This window comes from Ruegeria sp. C12 (genome assembly GCF_056537745.1).
In genome coordinates this window covers 149,721-173,601 of sequence record NZ_JBQFSA010000004.1, presented here as the reverse complement: position 1 = coordinate 173,601, position 23,881 = coordinate 149,721, and the positions used below count along the sequence as shown (strand labels likewise).

Here is a 23,881-nt window from a genome sequence, read left to right as displayed (position 1 = left end):
AAATCTCGCGAGGCGGGCGGAAAAGCCGCCCGCGGTCTTTGGGTCAGATGGCGGAACTATGCCCGGCCTTGCTGAGGTCGTAGGCATCGAGGGTCCGCGCGATCATCCGGGTAAGGGCGCGGGCTTCGGGCGGGATGAACAGCCCGTCCTCGGTGATGCGCAGCAACCCGTCAAAAGCCGTATTCGCCGCGCTGTACATGTCGCGCAACTCTTGGGCGGTGACGTCGTAGTTGCGCAGAATCTCGGCCGAGTTGATCTTGAAATCGCACATCAGCGCTTCGATCAGCCGGGCGCGCAGCACATCCTGAGCTTTGAACAGATGCCCGCGCGAGGTTGAAAACCGCCCGTCGCGAACCGCCTTGGTATGCGCCGAGGTCGCCGGATTGTTCTGTGCGTAGCCCTGCGGGAAGCGCGAGATCGAACTGGCACCAACCCCAATCAAAACCTCGGCCTGATCGTCGGTATAGCCCTGGAAGTTGCGCTTTAACTGCCCCGCGTTCAAAGCCCGGGTCAGGCCATCTTCCTGTGTTGCGAAGTGGTCGATCCCGATCTCGGCGTAATTGTCCCACATGAACAGGCGTCGGGCCGTATCAAACAGGTCCAGCCGTTGTTCGGGCGTCGGCAGCGCGTCTGATGGAATCAGCTGCTGCCGCTTGGCCATCCACGGCACGTGGGCATAGCCATAAAGCGCCACGCGGTCCGGGCTGAGCGACAGAAGCTTCTGCACGCTTTCGGTCATGCGGGCCTTGGTCTGATGGGGCAGGCCGTACAGAATATCGGCATTCAGGCTGGTAATGCCGCGCGCGCGGATCATGTCGACCGCTTCGCGGGTGGTGTCATAGCTTTGAATGCGCCCGATGGTCTTTTGAATCTCATCATCGAAATCCTGCACACCGATCGAGGCGCGGTTCATGCCTGCCTCGGCCAGGGCGTCCAGACGCGCATCGTCAATTTCGTTCGGGTCGATTTCGACCGAGAACTCGGCATCCGGGCCCATCGGCACAATGCCCAGGATATGCTGCGCCAGTTCGCGCATCAGGTCCGGGTTCAGCAAGGTTGGCGTTCCACCGCCCCAATGCAGGCGCGACAGCACGACGCCGTCTGGCAGGCGCGCGGCCAGCAAGTCCAGCTCGGCCTTCAGAACATCCACATAGGCAATAACCGGGTTATCCGTCTGCGTGCCTTGCGTGCGGCAGGCGCAGAACCAGCACAGCCGGCGGCAGAAGGGAACGTGGATATACAGCGAGACGGCGCTTCCGGGTTTTATTGCGGAAATCCAGTCGCCATAAAGGTCAGCCCCCACGTCATTGCTGAAGTGGGGGGCGGTTGGGTAGCTCGTGTAACGCGGCACTTTCGCGTCAAATAGTCCAAGCCTTGCCAATTGTGATTTATCTATCATGACGATAACCTTATGAGGCCAACGACTTGGCTGCTTTGACAGAGATCAAGTGGGAACGCGCATGACAATTAAAGCACAGTTCGATCACGCCAATTGCGAAGACTGCCCGATTCGTCACCGGGCGGTCTGTGCACGCTGTGATACGGATGAGTTGGAAGCCCTTGAAGAGATTAAGTATTACCGCAGTTTCGAGGCGGGACAGACGATCATCTGGTCAGGCGATCAGATGAACTTTGTCGGCTCGGTCGTGTCGGGAATCGCCTCTTTGACCCAAACGATGGAGGATGGCCGGACCCAGATGGTGGGTCTTTTGCTGCCCAGTGACTTTGTGGGTCGACCGGGGCGCGACGCCGCGGCCTATGACGTTCAGGCCACCACGGACGTGGTGATGTGCTGCTTTCGCAAGAAACCGTTCGAGGATCTGATGAACGCGACGCCGCATATCGCGCATCGCCTGTTGCAGATGACATTGGACGAGCTGGACGCCGCGCGCGAGTGGATGCTGGTTCTGGGGCGCAAAACCGCGCGGGAAAAGATCGCCAGCCTGTTGTCGATCATTGCGCGTCGCGATGCCTCGATCACGCAAAAGGGGCTGTCGGAGGCGATTGTCTTTGACCTGCCCCTGACCCGCGAGGCGATGGCCGACTACCTAGGTCTGACGCTTGAGACGGTCAGCCGTCAGATCTCGGCCCTGAAAAAGGACGGGGTGATTGCGTTGGAAGGCAAACGCCACGTGACTATTCCTGACATGGCCCGATTGATGGATGAGGCCGGGGACGATTCGGATGGTGGGTTCCTGGTCTGACCAGATCAGGCACCCGCGTTGGCTAGACCCGATTGGGTTCGCTTTGGCCTAGCTGATCTTGCTGCCCGAGCCTGATGGCGTTCGACCAGCGGATCCAGGCAGGGTCATCTGCATCAGGAAGGTCAACAGGGATGCCGCAGTGGCTCCGACCGCGATCCATCCGAAGTACCACAGCTTACCCGCCAGGGCATCTTCGGCATATGAGGCGGCGAATTGGGTCTGACCGTATTTTGCAACACCAAAAGCGAGCGCTGTGAGCACCACGGCAACAGCTAGCCTTGTTACCGGAACCGACACGCGTGCAAGCAGGGTTGCAAGGATCAGCCCGATCGGCGCGCCAAACAGCAGCGTCTTCTGTGACCACCATGGGTGAGCGCCCAGAGGTTTGGCGACATCTGCGCCGATGAGAACAGCTAGGATGACCGCAGCGGCAAGGGTTGGGATAAAGGTGCGCATTGTGCCTCCGTCGATTTGAAACCGAGGTAGGGAGTGTCCGCGCACCACGCCAGTATCGTTTCACCGCACTAGCGGGCATGTGAAGAGGCGGCAGCCCGTGTGACAGAAGGTGCCGCGAAACGGTTGTACGTTCATGTGCGCCCGAACCTGCAGCCGGTCGTACTTGATGCAGCTTTCAAAGCTCCAGGCCCGCAGCGTGGTTCAGTGGGCCAGAAAAACCGGGACGGCGGATTGTTCCAGCATGTTGCGTGTTGCGCCGCCAAGGATCGCTTCGCGAAAGCGGGAATGGCCATACGCCCCCATGACGATCATGTCGGATTCCGTATCCATCGCGTGCCGGTTCAGAATGTCCGAGACGCGGGTCATTGTCTTGCTCAGCACCTCGATCTCGCATTTGACGCCGTGCCGCGCCAGCATCTGGGACAGCATCCCGCCGGGATCGGACCGGTCAGGCCCGTGGCGCGGCGGGTCGATGACCACGATACGGGCCACATCAGCCGCCTTGAGGAAGGGCAGGGCGCGGCGCACGGCGCGCATCGCCTCGATGCTTTCGTTCCACGCTATCATGATGCGCTTGGGCACCGACATCGGACGGGCGGTATTCGGGACGACCAGCACAGGCGCGTGGCCTTCGAACATGGCGGCTTCGATAATCGGTTCGGCCTCGGCGCCGCGATCCTCACCGTAAGGATGCGGCAACACGACCAGATCCGAAAACCGCGCCCGATGTGCCACATGGCGGCCAATATCCGCGATCTGGGCCACACCGCTTTCGGCTGACCAGCGGGCCCCGGTTTTTCGCAGATACTCCTTAGCGAAGGCCAGCAGCTCATCCGCTTCGGCATTGGCCCGGCTGAGCGTTTCCTGAAGGATCAACGCATTTGCCCCGGCATAGTAATAGCCTGTCTGACTGCGATCGACGCCCAAACACAGGGCCTCGGCATGACCATCCTGCGCTTCGGCCAGAGCCGCCAACTGGGCAAGCGTGGCCTGTGCGCCCTGTGTTTCGGTCATAATTGTGAGAAGAGATTTATACGCCATGTCGACCTCTTGACTTGGGGTCAACGGTCCCCTGCGACCAGATAACCCATTCATAGAGGTATGCGTGTCATAGAAAACGGGTGTCTGTCTTGACTCAGATCAAAGCAGCCCAGGCTGCATTTCTTCAATACAGCAAACAGTCAAAAAGGTTCTGCGCGGCACGCAAATTGCGCGGGGCACGGTAAAGGGACGCAATATGTCGAATTACATCAAGCTGATCGTGCTTGGTCTGGTCGTGGTATTTGCCGCGATCGGGTCCAATTATGCACGCGATTTGGCGTATCAGGTGCATGCGATTCTGGTGATGGTCATCGCCGGCGGTCTGTTCATCTGGACGCTTCGAAACACGGATGAGCCAGATATTCTCACTGATCGCTCGGGCGAGTACATGGATGACGTGATCCGCTACGGCGTGATCGCAACCGCCTTTTGGGGCGTGGTCGGGTTCCTTGCAGGGACCTTTATTGCGTTCCAGCTGGCCTTTCCGACGCTCAATTTCGAATGGGCGCAGGGATACCTGAACTTCGGGCGGCTGCGTCCGCTGCACACCTCGGCGGTGATTTTTGCCTTTGGCGGCAACGCGTTGATCGCAACCTCGTTCTATGTGGTTCAGCGTACCAGCGCCGCACGGCTGTGGGGTGGAAACCTCGCGTGGTTCGTGTTCTGGGGCTATCAGCTGTTCATCGTGCTGGCTGCTACCGGATACGTTCTGGGCGGAACCCAGTCCAAGGAATATGCCGAGCCGGAATGGTATGTTGACCTGTGGCTGACCGTCGTCTGGGTCGCTTATCTGGCGGTCTATCTGGGCACGATCATCAAGCGGAAAGAGCCCCATATCTACGTGGCAAACTGGTTCTACCTGGCCTTCATCGTCACCGTCGCCATGCTGCACCTGGTCAACAACATGACCATCCCGGTCAGCATCTGGGGTTCGAAATCGGTCATCGTCTGGTCTGGTGTGCAAGACGCCATGATCCAGTGGTGGTACGGCCACAACGCCGTGGGCTTCTTCCTGACCGCCGGTTTCTTGGGCATGATGTATTACTTCATCCCGAAGCAGGCCGAACGTCCGGTGTTCAGCTACAAGCTGTCGATCATCCACTTCTGGGCGCTGATCTTCCTGTATATCTGGGCCGGTCCGCACCACCTGCACTATACCGCGCTACCGGATTGGGCCTCGACGCTGGGCATGGTGTTCTCGGTCATCCTGTGGATGCCGTCCTGGGGTGGTATGATCAACGGCCTGATGACCCTGTCGGGCGCGTGGGACAAGCTGCGCACCGACCCGGTGATCCGGATGATGGTGATCTCGGTCGGCTTCTACGGCATGTCCACCTTTGAAGGTCCGATGATGTCGATCCGCGCGGTTAACTCGCTGTCTCACTACACCGACTGGACCATTGGTCACGTGCATTCCGGCGCGCTGGGCTGGAACGGCATGATCACATTCGGTGCGCTGTACTTCCTGGTGCCTGTCCTGTGGAAGCGCGAGCGTCTCTACTCGCTGCAGATGGTCAGCTGGCACTTCTGGCTCGCCACCATCGGCATCGTGCTCTACGCCGCGTCGATGTGGGTGACCGGTATCATGGAAGGCCTGATGTGGCGCGAAGTGGATGCCAACGGCTTCCTGGTGAACTCGTTCGCCGACACCGTGGCGGCCAAGTTCCCGATGTATGTGGTGCGCGGTCTGGGTGGGGTCATGTTCCTCGCTGGGTCGGTGATCATGTGCTACAACCTGTGGATGACTGTGCGGAAAGCGCCGGCCCGTGAGGCCAGCCTGACCGTCGCGGTCCCGGCTGAATAAGGAGGGCCGGAGCAATGGCAATTCTCGACAAACATAAGATCCTCGAGACCAACGCGACCCTCCTGCTGATCTTCAGCTTTCTGGTCGTGACCATCGGTGGCATCGTACAGATCGCACCTCTGTTCTATCTTGAGAACACCATCGAAAAGGTGGAGGGCATGCGCCCTTACACCCCACTCGAAATGGCGGGACGCGAGATCTATCTGCGCGAAGGCTGCTATGTCTGCCACAGCCAGATGATCCGGCCGATGCGGGACGAGGTCGAACGCTATGGCCACTACTCGCTGGCGGCTGAATCGATGTATGACCACCCGTTCCAGTGGGGGTCCAAGCGTACCGGGCCTGATCTGGCTCGCGTCGGTGGCCGTTACTCGGACGACTGGCATGTGCGCCACCTGCGCGATGCGCAATCGGTGGTGCCAGAATCGGTGATGCCGAAATACGGCTTCCTGGAACGTCGCAAGATCGACGGTGAATATATCGGCGACATCATGGCGGCAAACGCCGTGGTCGGCACGCCCTACACCGAAGAAATGCTGGAAAACGCCGTGGCCGACTTCCGCGCGCAGGCTGATCCGGACAGCGACTATGACGGGCTGCTGGAGCGTTATGGCGACAAGGTCAATGTGCGCAACTTCGACGGTCAGTCTGATCTGACCGAGGCCGATGCGCTGATTGCCTATCTGCAGATGCTGGGCACGCTGGTCGATTTCTCGACCTTCACCCCGGCAGCCAGTCGATAACAGGAGGGTATGATGGAAGAATATACACTCTTACGGCAATTCGCGGATAGCTGGATGCTGCTGCTGCTGTTCACCTTCTTTCTTGGCATCGTGGTTTGGGTTTTCCGCCCCGGTGCCAGCAAGGAATACAAGGACACCGCCAACATCCCGTTCCGGCACTCCGATGCCCCCGCCCAGCAAGACAAACCCGCCACACCCAAGGAGGCGCGGCCATGAGCAAGACACCTGAAAAACAGCCGGGCGATCCGAATACAACCGGTCACAGCTGGGACGGGATCGAGGAATTCGACAACCCGATGCCCCGCTGGTGGTTGTGGACCTTCTACGCCACGATCTTCTGGGGCGTGATCTACACCATCATGTATCCGGCCTGGCCGCTTGTGCAATCGGCAACGGCGGGTGTGACGGGCTGGTCCTCGCGCGCTGAGGTGCAAAAGGAACTGGTCGCGTTTGAAGAGGCCAACGCGCCTTTGAACGCCCAATTGGTGGATACGCCGCTCGACGATATCTCGAAGGATGCTGAGCTTCAGCAATATGCCGTCAACGCGGGCAGCGCCGTGTTCCGTACCTGGTGCGCGCAGTGTCATGGTTCGGGTGCGCAGGGCGCGCCGGGCTTCCCGAACCTGCTGGATGACGCATGGCTGTGGGGCGGCACGATGGAGGATATCCATTTTACCGTCAGCTATGGCATCCGGAACGAAGAAAGCGACGATGCGCGCTATTCCGAGATGCCGGCCTTTGGTGAGCTCCTTGAGAAGGAAGAGATCACCCAGGTGGTTCAGTACGTCATGTCGCTGACCAACGCGCAGACCGACGATGCGGCTGCACAGGCGGGCAAGGTTGTGTTCGAAGACAACTGTTCGGCCTGTCACGGCGAAAACGGTCAAGGTGACATGTTCCAGGGCGCTCCGAACCTGACGGATGCGATCTGGCTGTACGGCGGCAGCGAAGAGGCGCTGACCGAGACCGTGACCTATAGCCGTTTCGGCGTGATGCCGAACTGGGATACCCGCCTGACCGAGGCGCAGATCCGCGCCGTATCCGCTTACGTCCACCAGTTGGGCGGCGGTCAGTAAGCGCAAAAGAATACCTGCGGGCGGTTCGCTGCCCACAGGTCCCGGCACCGGCTGTTCCATCTGTTCGCGCGTTTCCTGAACAGCCGGTGCCTATTTCACGTCTGAGGACAGGACTGCCCCGAGGGCAGATGTGTCAGAACCCTGCTTGTGTCTTTCTGAACCGATCTGGGCGCGTGTTTCGACAAAGGATGACCCACCGGCGGCAAGGCGATCAACTTTGGCTTTGCCTCTGAGTGCGGGGCAGGGGCGGTTGCCGGTTGGTGCAGTCTGGTCGCGTTCAATATCGCTTTGGCATAAATCGAGAGCATGGGTTCCCTCCTGTCGCGGTGTTGCGGATAACAACAAGATTGTGTTCTCCGGCAAAAAATGCGAACCAATTAGCGTTCCAAAATGTAAGCAGGGATTACACGTGAATTGGCTGAAACTACCCCCGCTGGCCTCGCTAAGGGCCTTTTCTGCTTTTGCAGAGAGGGGCGGCGTCGTTCAGGCTGGCGAGGCCTTGAATGTTAGCCATGCTGCCATAAGTCAGCAATTGCGCGCGCTTGAGAAACACATGGGCGTCGCGTTGGTTCAGCGTGACGGCAAATCCCTGACCTTGACCGCCGAAGGCGAACAGCTGGCCCGCGCGCTGCATCTGGGTTTTGAATCCATCGGCACCGTTGTGGAAGAGCTTATGAAATCGGGCGAGGCGCGTCCGGTGCACGTATCGCTGACCTCAAGTTTTGCGGCGTCGTGGCTGATGCCGCGTCTGCCGGCGTTTCAGGCCGAATACCCTCAGATCAACCTGGCGATTGACCCCTCGCCGCATCTGGTCGCTTTGACGCCCGGCGGGGTCGATGTCGCGATCCGCTACGGGGCGGGCGGATGGTCGGGTGTCGAGTCCGAGATGTTGCTGGAAACACCCTTTGTCGTCGTCGCCGCCCCTGGCCTGTTGGGGGGCAAAACCAGCTGGACGCCCGAAGAGCTGGCCCATTTGCCCTGGCTGGAGGAGTTGGGCACAACCGAGGCATCCACATGGCTTGCCAAGCGTGGTGTGGCTCATCCGCCTTTGGCCGGGCGTATGTCTTTGCCCGGAAACCTGCTGCTGGACGGGTTGCGAGCCGGTCAGGGCGTCACCGCAACGGTGCGACATTTCGTCGAAAACGACATCCGCGCCGGGCGTCTGATCGAGCTGTATGCCGAGCCCGAACTCAGCGGATACCATGTTTTAACTGCAAAAACGCCGCTTAGGCCCGCTGTGAAGACATTTGTGACCTGGTTGAAGCGGCAATCTGGTAGCATGTGATAAAAGATGTTTGTTCGATGCGCGTTTTGACCCATGTCAAAGTTTGCGCGGACATGATCTGGAAGAAGACGCTAGCAGAAGACCCATTTGGAGCCAGCCAGTGAGCGATTCCGATCCCGCCCCCAGCTTGTATGCCGCGCGCGAGCCGATTTTCCCAAGACGCGTATCCGGCCCGTTTCGGAACCTGAAATGGATCATCCTGATTGTCACGCTGGGTATCTACTATGTGACCCCGTGGATCAGATGGGATCGCGGGCCCAGCCTGCCGGATCAGGCGGTGCTGCTGGATCTGGCCAACCGGCGGTTTTATTTCTTCTGGATCGAGATCTGGCCGCATGAGTTTTACTTTGTGGCTGGGCTTTTGATCATGGCCGGTCTTGGGTTGTTCCTGTTTACCTCGGCCCTTGGTCGCGTCTGGTGCGGTTATGCCTGCCCGCAAACGGTCTGGACCGACTTGTTCATTCTGGTCGAGCGCTGGATCGAAGGGGATCGAAACGCGCGATTGCGCCTACACCGGCAGGAAAAAATGGACTTCCGTAAGGCGCGGCTGCGGCTGACGAAGTGGACGGCCTGGTTCCTGATCGGCCTCGCAACCGGCGGGGCCTGGGTGTTCTACTTCGCCGACGCGCCCACATTGCTGCGCGATCTGGTCACCGGCAATGCGCACCCCGTGGCCTACACGACCGTGCTGATCCTGACAGGTACAACCTTCCTGTTTGGCGGTTTTGCCCGTGAACAAATCTGCATCTATGCCTGCCCCTGGCCGCGCATTCAGGCCGCGATGATGGACGAAGACACTCTGGTCGTCGGCTACCGCGAATGGCGGGGTGAGCCGCGCGGTAAAGGCAAACGCACTGCCGATTCCGAGTTGGGCGATTGCATCGACTGCATGGCCTGCGTGAATGTCTGCCCCGTGGGGATCGACATCCGGGATGGCCAGCAGTTGGAATGCATCACCTGTGCGCTGTGCATCGACGCCTGTGATGACATGATGACCAAGATCGGCAAACCGCGTGGGTTGATCGACTATATGGCGCTGAGCGATGAGGCCAACGAACGCTCGGGTAAGCCGCCCAAGAATGTGTGGAAGCACATCCTGCGGTTCCGGACGATCATGTATACGGCGCTGTGGTCACTGGTTGGGTTCGCATTGCTGTTCGCGCTGTTCATCCGGTCCGATATTGATCTGACGGTTGCACCTGTTCGCAACCCGACCTTCGTGACCTTGTCCGACGGCACCATCCGGAACACCTATGATGTGCGTCTGCGCAACAAACACGGCGAAGACCGCCTGTTCAGCCTGTCGCTTGCCGGTGATCCGTCGATGCGATTGGAGATTGAAGGCAAAAACCTGCATACTGTGAATGTCACGGCCGACACAGCACAGTTGGTGCGCGTGTACATCACCGCCTCTCGCGATGCTGGCCCAGCGGGAGCGGAAACGACGCCGGTTCGGATTTGGGTCGAAGACATCACCAGCGGCGAGCGCGCCTACAAAGACACCACGTTCAATGGCCGAGGGAACGGATCATGACAGAGCGCAAATTCACCGGGAAACACGCTTTGGCGGTTTTCGTCGGCGCCTTTGGGGTGATTATCGCCGTGAACCTGCTGCTGGCCTATAACGCGGTGAAAACCTTTCCGGGGCTCGAGGTTAAGAACTCTTACGTCGCCAGCCAGGAATTCAATGAGCGGTTGAAGGAACAACAGGCGCTGGGCTGGGAGGTCCGGGCCGAGACCAAGGGTGGCTTGCTAATCCTGCACATTACCGATGCCACGGGTGCCCCGGTTCAGGTGGCCGAATTGCAGGCGGTCGTGGGTCGCGCGACCCATGTAAAGGATGATTTCTCGCCGGATTTTACCTTTGACGGTATCGCCTATGCGACGCCTGCGACGCTGGGCAAGGGGAATTGGAATATCCGCCTTGTGGCACGCGATCATGCAGGGGCCGAGTTCACACAGCGCGTACCACTTTATGTGAAAGGTTAACGGAGTGACGGCGCAAATCACATCCGGAACGGCGGCTTGCCCGGGGTGCATTGCGACCCCGGCAGAACCAGCGCGCCCAATCCCCGAGGATGTTCAGATTGCGCTGTCCTTGCCGGGCATCCACTGCTCGGCCTGTATTGCGAATGTCGAACGCGCATTGAACGCGCATCCGGGTGTCGAGGATGCGCGGGTCAACCTGACCCTGAAACGCGCCATGATCAAAGCCGCGCCCGAGACGCGGGCGGCGGAGCTGATCCCGGTGCTGAAACGCGCCGGGTATGAGGCGCATGAGCTGGATCCGGGCGCCCTGTCCGCAACCAGCGCGGATAAGGCGGGTCGGGATTTGCTGATGCGGCTGGCGGTGGCCGGTTTCGCCTCGATGAACGTGATGTTGTTGTCGGTTTCGGTCTGGTCAGGGGCGGCGGACGCGACGCGCGACATGTTCCATTGGATTTCAGCCGCCATTGCCTTGCCTGCCATTGCCTTTTCGGCGCAGCCGTTCTTTACCAATGCCTGGTCGGCCTTGCGGGTTCGTCGCCTGAATATGGACGTACCGATTGTGCTGGCCATCCTGTTGGCTTTGATGACGTCCCTTTGGGAAACGGCCCTGAGCGGTGAACATGCCTATTTCGACGCTGCTCTGACCCTGACCTTCTTCCTGTTGGCCGGGCGGTATCTGGATTACCGGACCCGCGCCGCCGCACGGTCCGCGGCCGAGGAACTGACCGCTCTTGAGGTGCCGCGCGCCATCCGCGTGATCGACGGGGTCGAGGAAGAGGTTGCCGTGTCAGCCCTGACCGTGGGCGATCTGATCCTTGTGCGGCCCGGTGGGCGCATGCCGGTGGACGGCCAGATCGTCTCGGGCCGGTCCGAACTGGACCGGTCTTTGCTGACCGGAGAAACCCTGCCGGTCTTTGCCGACGCAGGCCAGAGCGTCAGCGCGGGTGAGGTCAACCTGACCGGCCCGCTGACCATCCGCGCCACGGCGGTGGGCGAAGATACCTCACTCCACCGGATGGCCGATCTGGTTGCGATCGCGGAATCCGGGCGGTCCCGGTACACGTCGCTGGCGGATAAGGCAGCCAAGCTTTACGCGCCGGGCGTTCACATTCTGTCGGCACTCAGCTTCGTTGGTTGGTACATCTATTCCGGCGATCTGCGCACCGCGTTGAACATCGCGGCGGCGGTGTTGATCATCACCTGCCCCTGCGCCTTGGGGCTGGCTGTGCCTGCGGTGACGACAGCCGCCTCGGGGCGGTTGTTCCGCAAGGGGATGCTGATCAAACACGCCACCGCTCTGGAACGTCTGGCCGAGGTCGATACGGTCGTGTTCGACAAGACTGGTACGCTGACCTCCGGCGCGCCGGAACTGACCAATCTGGGCGACCATTCCCGCGCTGACCTGGAAATTGCGTTGGCCTTGGCCGAGGCATCAGGCCACCCGCTTTCGGTCGCATTGGCGCAGGCGGCGCGTGCCGCCGGGGTCAAACCTGCCGCAGTGAAAGAAATCGTCGAAGTACCCGGATATGGCACAGAAGGCCTGTATCGCGATCAGCGTGTCCGATTGGGCCGCGCGGCCTGGGTTGGCGGGGCGCAAGGGGCTCAGACCTCGGCCTGGCTTTCCGTCGGATCAAACCCACCCGTGCCCTTCACATTCTCGGACGCCCTGCGCCCCGGCGCAGCAGAAGCGGTCGAGGCGTTTGCGCGGTCGGGCAAGCAGATCATCCTGATCTCGGGTGATTCCAAAGGTGCCGTTCAGGCCTTGGCCGATAAGCTGGGTATCGAAAACTGGATTGCCGAGGCGCTGCCTCAGGACAAAGCGGCGCGCATTCAGGAGCTCAGCGATCAGGGAGGGCATGTCCTGATGGTGGGCGATGGTCTGAATGACACGGCGGCGCTGGCTGCAGCGCATGTCTCGATCTCTCCGGCCTCGGCATTGGATGCGGCTCGGGTCGCCTCGGATATCGTTCTGCTGGGCACCGATCTGTCGCCCATTGCGGACGCTTGCGACACCGCCGTCAAAGCCACCAAACGGATTCGCGAGAATTTCCGCATTGCCACCGTGTATAACGTGGTCGCCGTTCCGTTGGCCGTGATCGGGCTGGCAACGCCATTGATCGCAGCCTTGGCGATGTCGACCTCGTCCATTACCGTATCCCTGAACGCCCAGCGGCTGAGGTGACCCCGAATGGAAGTATTGGCCTATCTGATCCCGATTTCCCTGTTTCTGGGCGGCGTTGGCCTGGTTGCGTTTGTCTACACTGTGCGCTCGAACCAGTACGAGGACCCCGAGGGCGATGCCCGCCGCATCCTTAGCGATGAATGGGACGACAAGCCCAAGCCGTAACCGGGCCGCATCGCCCAGGCAGAGTTGATCCGAACCGCCCTTGAAATTGCCGCAATGCCCGGCTATGTCCGGCCTATCCGCTAGCAGAGAGATCAAGCCACATGGCCACCACCAACCCGATCCAGTTCATTCAGCAAGTCCGTGCCGAAGTCTCCAAGGTCGTCTGGCCGACCCGGCGTGAGGTGCTGTTGACCACGGTCATGGTGTTCATCATGGCGGCGCTGACGGCTGTGTTTTTCGCTCTGGTCGATCTGGGTATTCGCGGCGGCTTGCAACTGATCCTGGGCGCGTTCAGCTAAGCCGGTTCGGGTGGGCGGAAACGCCACTGCCCCCTTGCACAGCACGGCGTGTCAGAGTAGGTGACATGACTATTCGGAATGGGCGTGCGGCGAATCAGGTTGCGCGCCGCTTTTTATTCCGGGTCACGCGATAGAATTTCAATGAAGGGCGCTTGCACCGCCCTGACGGCAAACAAGGACGACAGGTTCATGGCGAAACGGTGGTACTCGGTCAGCGTTCTTTCGAATTTCGAAAAGAAGATCGCAGAGCAGATCCGCACGTCGGTGGCTGAACAGGGCCTTGAGGACGACATTGACGAGGTTCTGGTGCCCACCGAAGAGGTGATCGAGGTGCGCCGGGGCAAGAAAGTCACGACCGAACGCCGCTTCATGCCCGGCTACGTTTTGGTGCATATGGAAATGTCCGATCAGGGCTATCACCTGATCAACTCGATCAACCGCGTCACCGGTTTCCTGGGCCCGCAGGGCCGCCCGATGCCGATGCGCGACGCCGAGGTGAACCAGATCCTCAACCGCGTTCAGGAAGGCGAAGAAGCGCCAAAACTGATGATCTCGTTCGAAGTAGGTGAGAAGGTCAAGGTCAACGACGGCCCGTTCGAGGATTTCGACGGCATGGTCGAAGGCGTGGACGACGAGAACCAGAAGCTGAAGGTCTCGGTTTCGATCTTTGGTCGGGAAACGCCGGTGGAACTGGATTTCACTCAGGTCACGAAGCAGAGCTAAGCTGGCTCTCAACGATTTTTGAAACGCCGCGATGCTTGGGCTCGTGGCGTTTTTTTGTTTGTAGACCAAGCAGTCTTTAGCTGCGTTTGGCCTGAACCATCACCCAGTCGGGCAATCGCAGGTCCCAGCGAATGACGGCGGCCCGCATGGCGAAAATCAAGGTTGCGCAGACGACGCCTGACACGGTCGAGTGCTCCGGAACCAGATACAGCAGCAGGACATAAAGGGCGCATCCGACGGATACCGGAAACGCATAGATGTCCCGGCTCATGAGCAATGTGGGTTGCCCGGCCAGCACGTCGCGTATGATGCCGCCGCCAACGGCCGTAACCACCCCGAGGATCACAGGCCCGACCGGCAAGCCGAACCCCAACCCCCAGGCCTTGTTTGCGCCTTGAATTGCAAACAGCGCCACGCCGAGGCCGTCGGTATATAGCATGAGGCGGTAAACAGACTCCTGCCGGGCAAATCTGTAGGCATAAACGGTCACAAGACTGGCGATGAGCGCCACCCAGATATAGTTCGGATCCATCGACCAGAATACCGGCGCATCCAGCACCATGTCGCGAATGGTGCCGCCGCCAATCGCGGTCACGATCCCCAAAAGCAGGCGCTGTAGATGTCGATGCCCCGCGGGGCGACCGCCAGCACGGCGGTGATTGCAAAGGCCGCCATGCCGACCAGGCCGATCAGGTATTGAAAGTCCATGACCTCGTGTCCGTTGTTTATTTTTCTCAGGTGCCCGGAATGGCGCGTCAGGTGGGTACCGCAGCATTTGCTTTGGTGCCGAGTGAGTAGCAAAAGTGCTTTGGGTGCAAGTCAGTTCTCTACTGAGGGTTTCTTCTTCGCAGCCTCGAACATTTCGTCAATCACGGCCAATAAGCGCGGGACTTCTTCGAATGCTTCCAGAGAGAGGGGGCATCCGTATGAAGAGCCGCCCGGATTACAAGACTTCACTCTGGGTATTGTCATCAATTTGAGAGTTATATGTGGCTGTGTCCCACCAGTCGCTTCCTTCAATGAAACTGTTGCAAATGTGCACAATGAGTCACACATGCCTAGAATATGCCTATCATTGATCAATGGGCGTTTTGACAACAGTCGTAAATCTCTTCCTCCTTTCTCATTTGGCTCACCAGAATAGAGAAGCCAAAAATCGTCGTTGAAAGACGGTTGATCAGCGCGGATGACCGCTTGGATTGAAGGTGTTTCGTCGACCTCAAAATCAAGCCAGCGGCCGATCTTGTTGTGGCCGTAAGGGTGATCATGAGAATTGAAATTTGTTATGGTTGAAACCATTCGATGGCCCCTACTATCGCGAAGAATTTTTGGAATGCCTGTGGCAAGCCCATAGAACGCCAGAAGATAGTGACAGCAGCTGGAGACTTTGAAACTGCCGCTGTCTGAGAAAGAGCGTCTGGTGTTGTTCTCTTAGTCCAGTTCGACATACCTGCCTGGCAAAAGTCCACCGGTGAAAGTGGGTGGTTTTTCGGTCATCAAGCCAATTGTCGGGAAATAGTACAGATCCGGCCCGAATTTGTAGGTAATGTAACCAACAGGAAATTGAGCGCAGTCTTCGACGGCGCATAGCTCTTGCCATTCACGGCGGAGTTTCTGAATTCTCTGTTCTTTCGCAGCTTCTTCCTGTTCTGACATTGCTTTAAGGCCAAAATGTATGCTTGCGCCAAACAGGACAAGCCACAGCAAGAAAAGCCCGCCTATGAGTTTTAGAATGCGCTGCGCAATGTGCATTTGGATGATTTTTTAAATTCGACTATTACTCACTGTAATTCCAGTACGCTGCGAAGCAATGCTCTTGCCAACCCCACCATTCCCCTATAAATGCCGCCTCTATCGTCTTCGGGCGAGATTCTCTCGTGGGAGGTTGCTGGGATCGCGATCCTGGTCCGAACCACGCAACATAATCTGGGTGGAACGCGTTTCACCTTAGTTGAAAGGAAAACCAAATGGCCAAGAAGCTTGCTGGTACAATGAAGCTGCAGGTTCCTGCAGGTCAGGCGAACCCGTCGCCGCCAGTTGGCCCCGCTCTGGGTCAGCGCGGCATCAACATCATGGAATTCTGCAAGGCGTTCAACGCCAAGACCGCAGACATGGAGCCCGGCGCTCCGTGCCCGACCGTGATCACCTATTATCAGGACAAGTCCTTCACCATGGACATCAAGACGCCGCCCGCGTCTTACTACCTGAAAAAAGCAGCTGGTCTGAAGCCGGTCGGCAAGCGTAACCGTCCTCGTGGCGCGGAAAACCCAGGTCGTGAGACCGTGGCAACCGTGACCTCAAAGCAGGTTCGCGAAATCGCCGAAGCCAAAATGAAAGATCTGAACGCCAACGACGTCGAAGGCGCAATGCAGATCATCCTGGGCTCGGCCCGCTCTATGGGCATCGAGGTGAAGTAAGATGGCAAAACTCGGTAAACGTACCCGCGCTGCGCGCGAAGCTGTCGCCGGCAAGGAAAACCTGTCGGTTGAAGATGCGGTTGCTCTGGTCAAGGGCAATGCAACCTCGAAATTCGACGAGACCATCGAAATCGCGATGAACCTGGGCGTTGACACCCGTCACGCGGACCAGATGGTTCGTGGCGTTGTCGGCCTGCCGAACGGCACAGGTAAAGCGATGCGCGTTGCTGTGTTCGCACGTGGCCCCAAAGCTGACGAGGCGAAAGAAGCTGGCGCAGATATCGTTGGCGCAGAGGACCTGATGGAAACCATTCAGGGCGGCACCATCGAATTCGACCGCTGCATTGCCACCCCGGACATGATGCCGATCGTCGGTCGTCTGGGTAAGGTTCTGGGCCCCCGCAACCTGATGCCGAACCCCAAGGTCGGCACTGTGACCATGGACGTGAAAGCGGCCGTGGAAGCAGCCAAGGGCGGTGAAGTTCAGTTCAAGGCGGAAAAAGGCGGCGTTGTGCATGCCGGTGTTGGCAAAGCGTCCTTTGACGAAGCCAAGCTGGTCGAAAACGTCCGTGCCTTCATCTCGGCTGTGGCCAAGGCCAAACCGTCGGGCGCCAAAGGCACCTATATGAAGAAAATCGCGCTGAGCTCGACCATGGGCCCGGGCGTGACTCTGGACGTGGCGGCGGCTGCGGGCGAATAAGCCCCGGCTTTCAGTCATTGGAAAATGGGCCCGGGTCGTGCGAACGGCCCGGGTTTTTCTTTGCCTCAGGCGTTACAGAAAGATTTGCCGCAAGCGGGTTTCCAGGCGGTCGCGTTTACGTTCTTCAAACTGGCTGCAAATAAAATCCGGCCGCCACAGGCGCAGCCAGTCTTTCAGCAGGCGACCCCGCAGGCAGCAATCCAGGATCTCCATGTCGATGGGGTGGCGGTAGAGTTTGAAGAACATCTGCTTGTTGGTTTTCAGGATGCCGCTTCGGTCAACCTCGGGCTTGGGGCCGTCCCGGAATATGTCCGCTTTCAGGAAATCCACGATATCATAGACGGCCAGCTTGTCCCGTGCTTCGGTGAAATCCAGCCCGATAGTGGTGCCTTGACCCATGATCAGGTTCAGGCCGTGGAAATCTCCGTGCGAGAATACGCGCAGGTCGGGCCGGTTTCGAAGGCGCGCGGCTTCGGCCAAGAAAGCATCGACCATGGGCTGGCTGATCCGGGCGATATCGGGGGGAACGAGTGTTGACAGTTCGCGGATGTTGTCGGTCATCCAGCGCGGTCGGAACGCGTAGTCGGTCGGCTTCTGGATGCTGTGCAGGTGATGCAGCCACGACCCGGCGCGGCGGTAGATCTGGGCAACCTGTTTATCGTCGGTGCTGTTGTAGATCACATCAACGGCGGTGGGGCGGTCGACATATTCGGTGACCATGAACGCGCCGCCGGGCGACAGGAATACCGGGCGGACCACGCGGGCGGTCTCGTGCCGTCGGAAATGATCGTGCACGCGGGTCAGCACCTGGAATTCGTTGGGCAGCCGTCCGGATTCGGGTGAGATGGTGTCGATCTTCAGCGCATAGTTCTGCGACGGTGTTTCGACCTTCATCACAAAGCGCGAACCGGGGAAGCCATGTGATCGGTAGACGCTGTGAAGCCCGGTGATGCGGTCGCGCAGGTGATCGCGCGCAAATTCGTTGGCAAACTCGCGGGCCATGTCGTATTCGGAAATCGTAAGTGTTGGCATGGTCTCGCAAATCTGCGTCTGAATTTCTGTGCCCCGGCGGCGGGTCTGACAAGACAAGAGCGGTGCAATCGTGTCAATGGTTCGCCCGAACCGGACATACGGGCGATAGATCGCTGGTACGTGCAATTTACCCCTTGGAAACCGGACCTGTCTGCCCTAAGTAGACCTGCGGAATAAAGCGTGCGATTCGTCGTGCGCTTTCTTTCGTTTCGTCCAAGACGGTGGGTGGTGCCAATCGGCCCCTTAATTCCCTGCCTGAGACGGGTAAGACCAAAGAATTCTGAGGGTCCCACCCTCGGGCGCGTTTTGGCCAATCCCGTAATAACGGACCTGAACGCCGGAGCGAAAGCTGCGGCAAATATGAGCCGGGGTGAGGTATCGCCCCTAACTTGGAGAGAACTGTGGATAGAGCCCAGAAAGAGAAAGTGGTCGAGGAACTCGGCCAAATCTTCGAAAGCTCTGGCGTCGTAGTGGTTGCTCACTACGCCGGTCTGACAGTTGCCGAGATGCAGGACCTTCGCGCACGTGCTCGTGACGCGGGTGGTGCCGTGCGTGTTGCCAAGAACAGGCTCGCCAAAATCGCCCTTGAGGGTAAGCCGTGTGAAAGCATGGCCGACCTGCTGACAGGGATGACCGTTCTGACCTATTCCGAGGACCCCGTGGCAGCAGCCAAGGTGGCCGAGGACTTCGCCAAGGATAACAAGAATTTTGAGATTCTTGGTGGTGCAATGGGTGAGAACGCTCTGGACCGCAAAGGCGTCGAAACAGTTTCGAAAATGCCGTCTCGCGAGGAGCTTATTGCTTCGATCGTGGGCTGCATTGGCGCACCTGCTTCGAACATCGCCGGCGCGATTGGCGCACCTGCAAGCAACATCGCAAGCATCCTTTCCACCATCGAAGAGAAGGCGGAAGCTGCGTAAGCGGTTGGCACTGAATGATCTGCGTAGGGGAAACCCCCTGACGTTGGAACACACACTGTAAACGGAAAGAGCTGATAAAATGGCTGATCTGAAAGCACTCGCAGAAAGCATCGTGGGTCTGACCCTGCTGGAAGCACAAGAACTGAAAACCATCCTCAAAGACGAATATGGCATCGAGCCCGCAGCTGGCGGCGCAGTTGTCATGGCAGCCGGTGGCGACGCCGGTGGCGCAGCTGAGGAAGAGAAAACCGAATTCGACGTCGTTCTGAAGAACGCCGGCGCTTCGAAAATCAACGTGATCAAAGAAGTTCGCGGCATCACCGGTCTGGGCCTGAAAGAAGCCAAGGAACTGGTCGAAGCTGGCGGCAAGATCAAAGAAGGCGTTGACAAGGCAGAAGCCGAAGAAGTCAAAGCCAAGCTGGAAGCAGCTGGCGCCGAGGTCGAGCTGGCCTAAGCCTGCTTACCGGTGCATCGCTGATGCGCCTGAAATTTTGGCTGGGTCCGGAGAAATCCGGGTCCAGCCGAACCTGTCTTAGAAAGGGCCTCAATCATGGGGGCGTTTTCTAAGACACGGTTTTCGGATCGGGAGGCCGCCTTCGGGACGGTGGCCATGAATTGATCCGGACGTGTTGTCTCGATTGTGCAAGATGCCGGGGCCCGACGGTGTCTTTGCCCGCTGAGAACATCGAAAGGTGACATCTGACATGGCTCAAACGTTCCTTGGCCAGAAACGTCTTCGTAAATATTACGGCAAAATCCGCGAAGTGCTGGAAATGCCGAACCTCATTGAGGTTCAGAAATCTTCTTATGATCTTTTCCTGCGCTCCGGCGATGCAGAGCAGCCCACCGACGGCGAAGGAATCAAAGGCGTGTTCCAGTCGGTTTTCCCGATCAAGGATTTCAACGAAACCTCCGTTCTGGAGTTCGTGAAATACGATCTGGAAAAGCCGAAATACGACGTCGAAGAGTGCATGCAGCGCGACATGACCTACAGCGCGCCGCTGAAGGTTACTCTGCGTCTGATCGTGTTTGATGTCGATGAGGACACCGGCGCGAAATCGGTCAAAGACATCAAGGAACAGGACGTGTTCATGGGCGATATGCCCCTGATGACACCGAACGGGACGTTCATCGTGAACGGCACCGAGCGTGTGATCGTGTCCCAGATGCACCGCTCGCCCGGTGTGTTCTTTGACCACGACAAGGGCAAGACCCATTCCTCGGGCAAGCTGCTGTTTGCCTGCCGCATCATCCCGTATCGCGGCAGCTGGCTGGACTTTGAGTTCGACGCCAAGGACATCGTGTTCGCCCGTATCGACCGTCGCCGTAAGCTGCCTGTGACGACCCTGCTTTATGCGCTGGGTCTGGACCAGGAAGCGATCATGGACGCGTATTACAACACCGTGTCCTACAAGCTGGACAAGAAGAAGGGTTGGGTCACGCCGTTCTTCCCCGAGCGTGTACGCGGCACCCGTCCGACCTATGATCTGGTTGACGCCAAATCCGGTGAAGTGATTGCCGAAGCAGGCAAGAAGGTCACCCCGCGCGCGGTCAAGAAGCTGATCGACGAAGGCACCGTTACCGACCTGCTGGTTCCGTTCGATCACATCGTTGGCAAATATGTCGCCAAGGACATCATCAACGAAGAAACCGGTGCGATCTATGTTGAAGCTGGTGACGAGCTGACGCTGGAATACGACAAGGACGGCGACCTGATCGGTGGCACCGCGAAAGAGCTGATCGACGCGGGTATCACCGACATTCCGGTTCTGGACATCGACAACGTCAATGTTGGTCCGTACATGCGCAACACTATGGCGCAGGACAAGAACATGAACCGCGAAAGCGCGCTCATGGACATTTACCGCGTCATGCGTCCGGGCGAGCCGCCCACCGTCGAGGCTGCGTCCGCTCTGTTCGACACGCTGTTCTTCGACAGCGAACGCTATGACCTGTCCGCCGTTGGCCGCGTGAAGATGAACATGCGTCTGGCTCTGGACGCGCCGGACACCCTGCGCACCCTGCGCCGCGAAGACATCGTGGCCTGCGTCAAGGCGCTGGTTGAACTGCGTGACGGCAAAGGCGACGTGGACGATATCGACCACCTCGGCAACCGTCGTGTCCGTTCGGTCGGTGAACTGATGGAAAACCAGTACCGCGTTGGCCTGCTGCGGATGGAGCGCGCGATCAAAGAGCGTATGTCGTCGGTCGAGATCGACACCGTCATGCCGCAGGACCTGATCAACGCAAAACCGGCTGCCGCTGCGGTCCGCGAATTCTTCGGCTCGTCGCAGCTGTCGCAGTTCATGGACCAGACCAACCCGCTGTCGGAAGTCACCCACAAACGCCGTCTCTCGGCGCTTGGCCCCGGTGGTCTGACACGTGAGCGTGCAGGCTTTGAGGTGCGCGACGTACACCCGACCCACTATGGCCGGATGTGCCCGATTGAAACGCCGGAAGGTCCGAACATCGGTCTGATCAACTCGCTGGCTACTTTCGCCCGCGTGAACAAGTATGGCTTCATCGAAACACCGTACCGCGTCGTCAAAGACGCCGAGGTGACCGATGAGGTTCACTACATGTCCGCGACCGAAGAAATGCGTCACACCGTGGCGCAGGCGAACGCGACGCTGGATGCTGATGGCAAGTTTATCAACGATCTGGTGTCGACCCGTCAGGCTGGTGACTACACCCTTGCCCCGCGCGAGAATGTGGACCTGATCGACGTATCTCCGAAACAGCTGGTCTCGGTTGCTGCATCGCTGATTCCGTTCCTTGAAAATGACGACGCCAACCGCGCTCTGATGGGCTCGAACATGCAACGTCAGGCGGTTCCGCTGCTGCGGGCCGAGGCACCGCTGGTCGGTACCGGGATCGAGGAAAAGGTTGCGATCGACTCGGGTGCTGCGATTCAGGCGAAACGCGCCGGTATCATCGACCAGGTCGATGCCCAGCGTATCGTTATCCGCGCTACCGAGGATCTGGAACTGGGCGACGCTGGCGTTGACATCTATCGTCTGCGCAAGTTCCAGCGCTCGAACCAGAACACCTGCATCAACCAGCGTCCGCTGATCAAGGTGGGTGACACCGTCCAGAAGGGTGAGGTCATTGCCGACGGTCCGTCGACCGATATGGGTGAACTGGCCCTTGGCAAGAACGTGGTCGTCGCGTTCATGCCGTGGAACGGTTACAACTACGAAGATTCGATCCTGATCTCGGAACGTATCGCGCGTGATGACGTCTTTACCTCGGTCCATATCGAGGAATTCGAAGTCGCCGCCCGTGACACCAAGCTGGGTCCGGAAGAGATCACCCGCGACATCCCGAATGTCGGTGAAGAAGCGCTGCGCAACCTCGACGAGGCGGGCATCGTTTACATCGGTGCGGATGTTGAGCCGGGCGATATTCTGGTCGGCAAGATCACTCCGAAGGGCGAAAGCCCGATGACCCCGGAAGAAAAGCTGCTGCGCGCCATCTTTGGTGAGAAAGCATCTGACGTGCGCGACACCTCGCTGCGCGTGAAGCCGGGCGATTACGGTACGGTCGTCGAGGTTCGCGTCTTCAACCGTCACGGCGTCGAGAAAGACGAGCGTGCGCTGCAGATCGAGCGTGAGGAAGTCGAACGTCTGGCCCGTGACCGGGACGACGAGCTGGCGATCCTTGACCGCAACATCTATGCGCGTCTGCAAGGTCTGATCCTGGGTAAAACCGCCGTCAAAGGCCCGAAAGGCGTCAAGGCAGGGTCGGTGATCACCGAAGAACTGCTGGAAACCCTGACCCGTGGTCAGTGGTGGCAGCTGGCGCTGGAAGGTGAGCAGGACGCACAGATCGTTGAGGCTCTGAACGAGCAGTACGAAGTGCAAAAGCGTGCTCTGGACGCCCGTTTCGAAGACAAGGTCGAGAAGGTCCGCCGTGGCGACGACCTGCCGCCGGGTGTGATGAAGATGGTCAAAGTCTTCATCGCCGTGAAGCGTAAGCTTCAGCCGGGCGACAAGATGGCTGGTCGTCACGGGAACAAAGGTGTGATCTCCAAGGTTGTTCCGATGGAAGACATGCCGTTCCTGGCCGATGGTACGCCGGTTGACTTCTGTCTGAACCCGCTGGGTGTGCCTTCGCGTATGAACGTCGGTCAGATCCTTGAAACCCACATGGGTTGGGCCGCGCGCGGTCTGGGTCTGAACATCGACGACGCTCTGGGTGAATACCGCCGTTCCGGCGATCTGACCCCGGTACGTGAGGCAATGAAACTGGCCTATGGCGAGGATGTCTACGAAGAAGGCATCACCGGTCTGGACGAGGATGGCCTGATCGAGGCTGCTGGCAACGTGACCCGCGGTGTTCCGATCGCCACCCCGGTCTTTGACGGAGCCAAAGAGGCAGACGTCAACGACGCGCTGGTGCGTGCGGGCTTCTCGGAAAGCGGTCAGTCGGTTCTGTTCGACGGTCGTACCGGTGAGCAATTCGCACGTCCGGTGACCGTGGGCATCAAGTACCTGCTGAAACTGCACCACCTGGTGGACGACAAGATCCACGCGCGTTCGACCGGGCCGTACAGCCTGGTTACCCAGCAGCCGCTGGGTGGTAAGGCGCAGTTCGGTGGTCAGCGCTTTGGTGAGATGGAGGTCTGGGCTCTGGAAGCTTACGGCGCCGCCTACACCCTGCAGGAGATGCTGACGGTGAAATCGGATGACGTCGCCGGCCGGACCAAGGTCTATGAGTCGATCGTCAAGGGCGAGGATAACTTTGAAGCGGGCGTACCGGAATCGTTCAACGTTCTAGTTAAAGAAGTCCGTGGCCTCGGCCTGAATATGGAACTCCTGGATGCGGAGGTTGAGGAGTAAGGGC

The 23,881-nt window shown here is 59.1% G+C and carries 24 protein-coding genes; 17 read left to right on the top strand and 7 right to left on the bottom strand.

The annotated features are described in order from the left end of the window. Positions 1-43: 43 nt before the first annotated feature. Positions 44-1,399: an oxygen-independent coproporphyrinogen III oxidase gene (hemN, locus tag ACR0C9_RS10080; RefSeq protein WP_480780928.1), complete on the bottom strand. Its 1,356-nt coding sequence runs from the start codon at positions 1,397-1,399 to the stop codon at positions 44-46. Positions 1,400-1,460: 61 nt separating this feature from the next. On the opposite strand from hemN, the gene fnrL reads away from it, so the two are divergent. Beyond that, positions 1,461-2,204 carry a transcriptional regulator FnrL gene (gene fnrL, locus ACR0C9_RS10075; RefSeq protein ID WP_480627311.1) on the top strand — a complete coding sequence of 248 codons (744 nt, stop codon included), beginning with the start codon at positions 1,461-1,463 and terminating at the stop codon, positions 2,202-2,204. A 48-nt stretch (positions 2,205-2,252) separates the two neighbouring features. On the opposite strand, the gene ACR0C9_RS10070 is transcribed toward fnrL, so the two are convergent. Then, positions 2,253-2,660 (bottom strand): hypothetical protein, encoded by a 408-nt coding sequence (locus tag ACR0C9_RS10070; protein WP_480627310.1) that lies wholly within the window; start codon positions 2,658-2,660, stop codon positions 2,253-2,255. 201 nt (positions 2,661-2,861) lie between these two features. Beyond that, a complete protein-coding gene (locus tag ACR0C9_RS10065; protein ID WP_170455085.1) occupies positions 2,862-3,701 on the bottom strand; it encodes a universal stress protein in 840 nt (279 codons plus the stop codon). Positions 3,702-3,897: 196 nt separating this feature from the next. Between ACR0C9_RS10065 and ccoN the strand changes: the two genes are divergently transcribed. The 11 genes from ccoN to nusG all read left to right on the top strand — a co-directional run bounded on the left by ccoN (position 3,898) and on the right by nusG (position 13,967). Beyond that, positions 3,898-5,505: a cytochrome-c oxidase, cbb3-type subunit I gene (gene ccoN / locus ACR0C9_RS10060; protein ID WP_170455084.1), complete on the top strand. Its 1,608-nt coding sequence runs from the start codon at positions 3,898-3,900 to the stop codon at positions 5,503-5,505. Positions 5,506-5,519: 14 nt separating this feature from the next. Beyond that, positions 5,520-6,248 carry a cytochrome-c oxidase, cbb3-type subunit II gene (ccoO, locus tag ACR0C9_RS10055; RefSeq protein WP_170455081.1) on the top strand — a complete coding sequence of 243 codons (729 nt, stop codon included), beginning with the start codon at positions 5,520-5,522 and terminating at the stop codon, positions 6,246-6,248. A gap of 12 nt (positions 6,249-6,260) precedes the next feature. Further along, positions 6,261-6,464, top strand: a complete 204-nt coding sequence (locus tag ACR0C9_RS10050; protein WP_170455079.1) for a cbb3-type cytochrome c oxidase subunit 3 — start codon at positions 6,261-6,263, stop codon at positions 6,462-6,464. After that, complete coding sequence (gene ccoP / locus ACR0C9_RS10045) at positions 6,461-7,324, top strand: cytochrome-c oxidase, cbb3-type subunit III (protein WP_170455077.1); 864 nt, start codon at positions 6,461-6,463, stop codon at positions 7,322-7,324. Before ACR0C9_RS10050 ends, ccoP begins: the two co-directional genes overlap by 4 nt. Before the next feature lie 409 nt (positions 7,325-7,733). Next, the gene (locus ACR0C9_RS10040) at positions 7,734-8,609 is read left to right on the top strand and encodes a LysR family transcriptional regulator (RefSeq protein WP_170455075.1); all 876 of its coding nucleotides are present in this window, start codon (positions 7,734-7,736) and stop codon (positions 8,607-8,609) included. Positions 8,610-8,709: 100 nt separating this feature from the next. Beyond that, entirely contained in the window at positions 8,710-10,143 is a 1,434-nt protein-coding gene (gene ccoG, locus ACR0C9_RS10035) for a cytochrome c oxidase accessory protein CcoG (protein WP_480780927.1), read from the top strand. Beyond that, positions 10,140-10,598: a FixH family protein gene (locus ACR0C9_RS10030; RefSeq protein WP_170624520.1), complete on the top strand. Its 459-nt coding sequence runs from the start codon at positions 10,140-10,142 to the stop codon at positions 10,596-10,598. The genes ccoG and ACR0C9_RS10030 overlap by 4 nt, the downstream gene beginning before the upstream one ends. Before the next feature lie 4 nt (positions 10,599-10,602). Then, complete coding sequence (locus ACR0C9_RS10025; protein WP_480780926.1) at positions 10,603-12,780, top strand: heavy metal translocating P-type ATPase; 2,178 nt, start codon at positions 10,603-10,605, stop codon at positions 12,778-12,780. 6 nt (positions 12,781-12,786) lie between these two features. Beyond that, positions 12,787-12,945, top strand: coding sequence for a cbb3-type cytochrome oxidase assembly protein CcoS (ccoS, locus tag ACR0C9_RS10020; RefSeq protein WP_170455067.1), 159 nt, complete (start codon positions 12,787-12,789; stop codon positions 12,943-12,945). 101 nt (positions 12,946-13,046) lie between these two features. Then, positions 13,047-13,244, top strand: coding sequence for a preprotein translocase subunit SecE (gene secE, locus ACR0C9_RS10015; RefSeq protein WP_050605011.1), 198 nt, complete (start codon positions 13,047-13,049; stop codon positions 13,242-13,244). A 189-nt stretch (positions 13,245-13,433) separates the two neighbouring features. Next, a complete protein-coding gene (nusG, locus tag ACR0C9_RS10010; RefSeq protein ID WP_152459924.1) occupies positions 13,434-13,967 on the top strand; it encodes a transcription termination/antitermination protein NusG in 534 nt (177 codons plus the stop codon). A gap of 76 nt (positions 13,968-14,043) precedes the next feature. On the opposite strand, the gene ACR0C9_RS10005 is transcribed toward nusG, so the two are convergent. The 3 genes from ACR0C9_RS10005 to ACR0C9_RS09995 form a co-directional block, all read right to left on the bottom strand. Then, positions 14,044-14,562, bottom strand: coding sequence for a trimeric intracellular cation channel family protein (locus ACR0C9_RS10005; protein WP_480627309.1), 519 nt, complete (start codon positions 14,560-14,562; stop codon positions 14,044-14,046). Positions 14,563-14,786: 224 nt separating this feature from the next. Beyond that, positions 14,787-15,266, bottom strand: coding sequence for a hypothetical protein (locus ACR0C9_RS10000; RefSeq protein ID WP_480780925.1), 480 nt, complete (start codon positions 15,264-15,266; stop codon positions 14,787-14,789). 132 nt (positions 15,267-15,398) lie between these two features. Then, positions 15,399-15,719 (bottom strand): hypothetical protein, encoded by a 321-nt coding sequence (locus tag ACR0C9_RS09995; protein ID WP_480780924.1) that lies wholly within the window; start codon positions 15,717-15,719, stop codon positions 15,399-15,401. Positions 15,720-15,934: 215 nt separating this feature from the next. Between ACR0C9_RS09995 and rplK the strand changes: the two genes are divergently transcribed. Both rplK and rplA read left to right on the top strand, forming a co-directional pair. Beyond that, positions 15,935-16,384: a 50S ribosomal protein L11 gene (rplK, locus tag ACR0C9_RS09990; protein ID WP_010440985.1), complete on the top strand. Its 450-nt coding sequence runs from the start codon at positions 15,935-15,937 to the stop codon at positions 16,382-16,384. Between the two features lies 1 nt (position 16,385). Continuing rightward, positions 16,386-17,084 carry a 50S ribosomal protein L1 gene (rplA, locus tag ACR0C9_RS09985; RefSeq protein WP_170455063.1) on the top strand — a complete coding sequence of 233 codons (699 nt, stop codon included), beginning with the start codon at positions 16,386-16,388 and terminating at the stop codon, positions 17,082-17,084. A gap of 72 nt (positions 17,085-17,156) precedes the next feature. Here the strand turns inward: rplA and ACR0C9_RS09980 are convergent, their stop codons facing one another. Next, on the bottom strand, positions 17,157-18,116 hold the full coding sequence (locus ACR0C9_RS09980) for a phosphotransferase family protein (protein WP_480780923.1): 960 nt from the start codon (positions 18,114-18,116) through the stop codon (positions 17,157-17,159). A gap of 401 nt (positions 18,117-18,517) precedes the next feature. Between ACR0C9_RS09980 and rplJ the strand changes: the two genes are divergently transcribed. From rplJ to rpoB, 3 genes are all read left to right on the top strand, one after another. Further along, positions 18,518-19,036 carry a 50S ribosomal protein L10 gene (rplJ, locus tag ACR0C9_RS09975; RefSeq protein WP_170335589.1) on the top strand — a complete coding sequence of 173 codons (519 nt, stop codon included), beginning with the start codon at positions 18,518-18,520 and terminating at the stop codon, positions 19,034-19,036. 79 nt (positions 19,037-19,115) lie between these two features. Then, entirely contained in the window at positions 19,116-19,490 is a 375-nt protein-coding gene (gene rplL, locus ACR0C9_RS09970; RefSeq protein WP_008755409.1) for a 50S ribosomal protein L7/L12, read from the top strand. A gap of 250 nt (positions 19,491-19,740) precedes the next feature. Then, positions 19,741-23,877 carry a DNA-directed RNA polymerase subunit beta gene (gene rpoB / locus ACR0C9_RS09965; protein WP_480780922.1) on the top strand — a complete coding sequence of 1,379 codons (4,137 nt, stop codon included), beginning with the start codon at positions 19,741-19,743 and terminating at the stop codon, positions 23,875-23,877. Positions 23,878-23,881 lie beyond the last annotated feature (4 nt).

Excerpts from the sequence above, each read along its gene's own strand:
- hemN (WP_480780928.1), bottom strand. The coding sequence starts at position 1,399 with ATGATAGATAAATCACAATTGGCAAGGCTTGGACTATTTGACGCGAAA.
- fnrL (WP_480627311.1), top strand. The coding sequence starts at position 1,461 with ATGACAATTAAAGCACAGTTCGATCACGCCAATTGCGAAGACTGCCCG.
- ACR0C9_RS10070 (WP_480627310.1), bottom strand. The coding sequence starts at position 2,660 with ATGCGCACCTTTATCCCAACCCTTGCCGCTGCGGTCATCCTAGCTGTT.
- ACR0C9_RS10065 (WP_170455085.1), bottom strand. The coding sequence starts at position 3,701 with ATGGCGTATAAATCTCTTCTCACAATTATGACCGAAACACAGGGCGCA.
- ccoN (WP_170455084.1), top strand. The coding sequence starts at position 3,898 with ATGTCGAATTACATCAAGCTGATCGTGCTTGGTCTGGTCGTGGTATTT.
- ccoO (WP_170455081.1), top strand. The coding sequence starts at position 5,520 with ATGGCAATTCTCGACAAACATAAGATCCTCGAGACCAACGCGACCCTC.
- ACR0C9_RS10050 (WP_170455079.1), top strand. The coding sequence starts at position 6,261 with ATGGAAGAATATACACTCTTACGGCAATTCGCGGATAGCTGGATGCTG.
- ccoP (WP_170455077.1), top strand. The coding sequence starts at position 6,461 with ATGAGCAAGACACCTGAAAAACAGCCGGGCGATCCGAATACAACCGGT.
- ACR0C9_RS10030 (WP_170624520.1), top strand. The coding sequence starts at position 10,140 with ATGACAGAGCGCAAATTCACCGGGAAACACGCTTTGGCGGTTTTCGTC.
- ccoS (WP_170455067.1), top strand. The coding sequence starts at position 12,787 with ATGGAAGTATTGGCCTATCTGATCCCGATTTCCCTGTTTCTGGGCGGC.
- secE (WP_050605011.1), top strand. The coding sequence starts at position 13,047 with ATGGCCACCACCAACCCGATCCAGTTCATTCAGCAAGTCCGTGCCGAA.
- nusG (WP_152459924.1), top strand. The coding sequence starts at position 13,434 with ATGGCGAAACGGTGGTACTCGGTCAGCGTTCTTTCGAATTTCGAAAAG.
- ACR0C9_RS10000 (WP_480780925.1), bottom strand. The coding sequence starts at position 15,266 with ATGGTTTCAACCATAACAAATTTCAATTCTCATGATCACCCTTACGGC.
- ACR0C9_RS09995 (WP_480780924.1), bottom strand. The coding sequence starts at position 15,719 with ATGCACATTGCGCAGCGCATTCTAAAACTCATAGGCGGGCTTTTCTTG.
- rplK (WP_010440985.1), top strand. The coding sequence starts at position 15,935 with ATGGCCAAGAAGCTTGCTGGTACAATGAAGCTGCAGGTTCCTGCAGGT.
- rplA (WP_170455063.1), top strand. The coding sequence starts at position 16,386 with ATGGCAAAACTCGGTAAACGTACCCGCGCTGCGCGCGAAGCTGTCGCC.
- ACR0C9_RS09980 (WP_480780923.1), bottom strand. The coding sequence starts at position 18,116 with ATGCCAACACTTACGATTTCCGAATACGACATGGCCCGCGAGTTTGCC.
- rplL (WP_008755409.1), top strand. The coding sequence starts at position 19,116 with ATGGCTGATCTGAAAGCACTCGCAGAAAGCATCGTGGGTCTGACCCTG.
- rpoB (WP_480780922.1), top strand. The coding sequence starts at position 19,741 with ATGGCTCAAACGTTCCTTGGCCAGAAACGTCTTCGTAAATATTACGGC.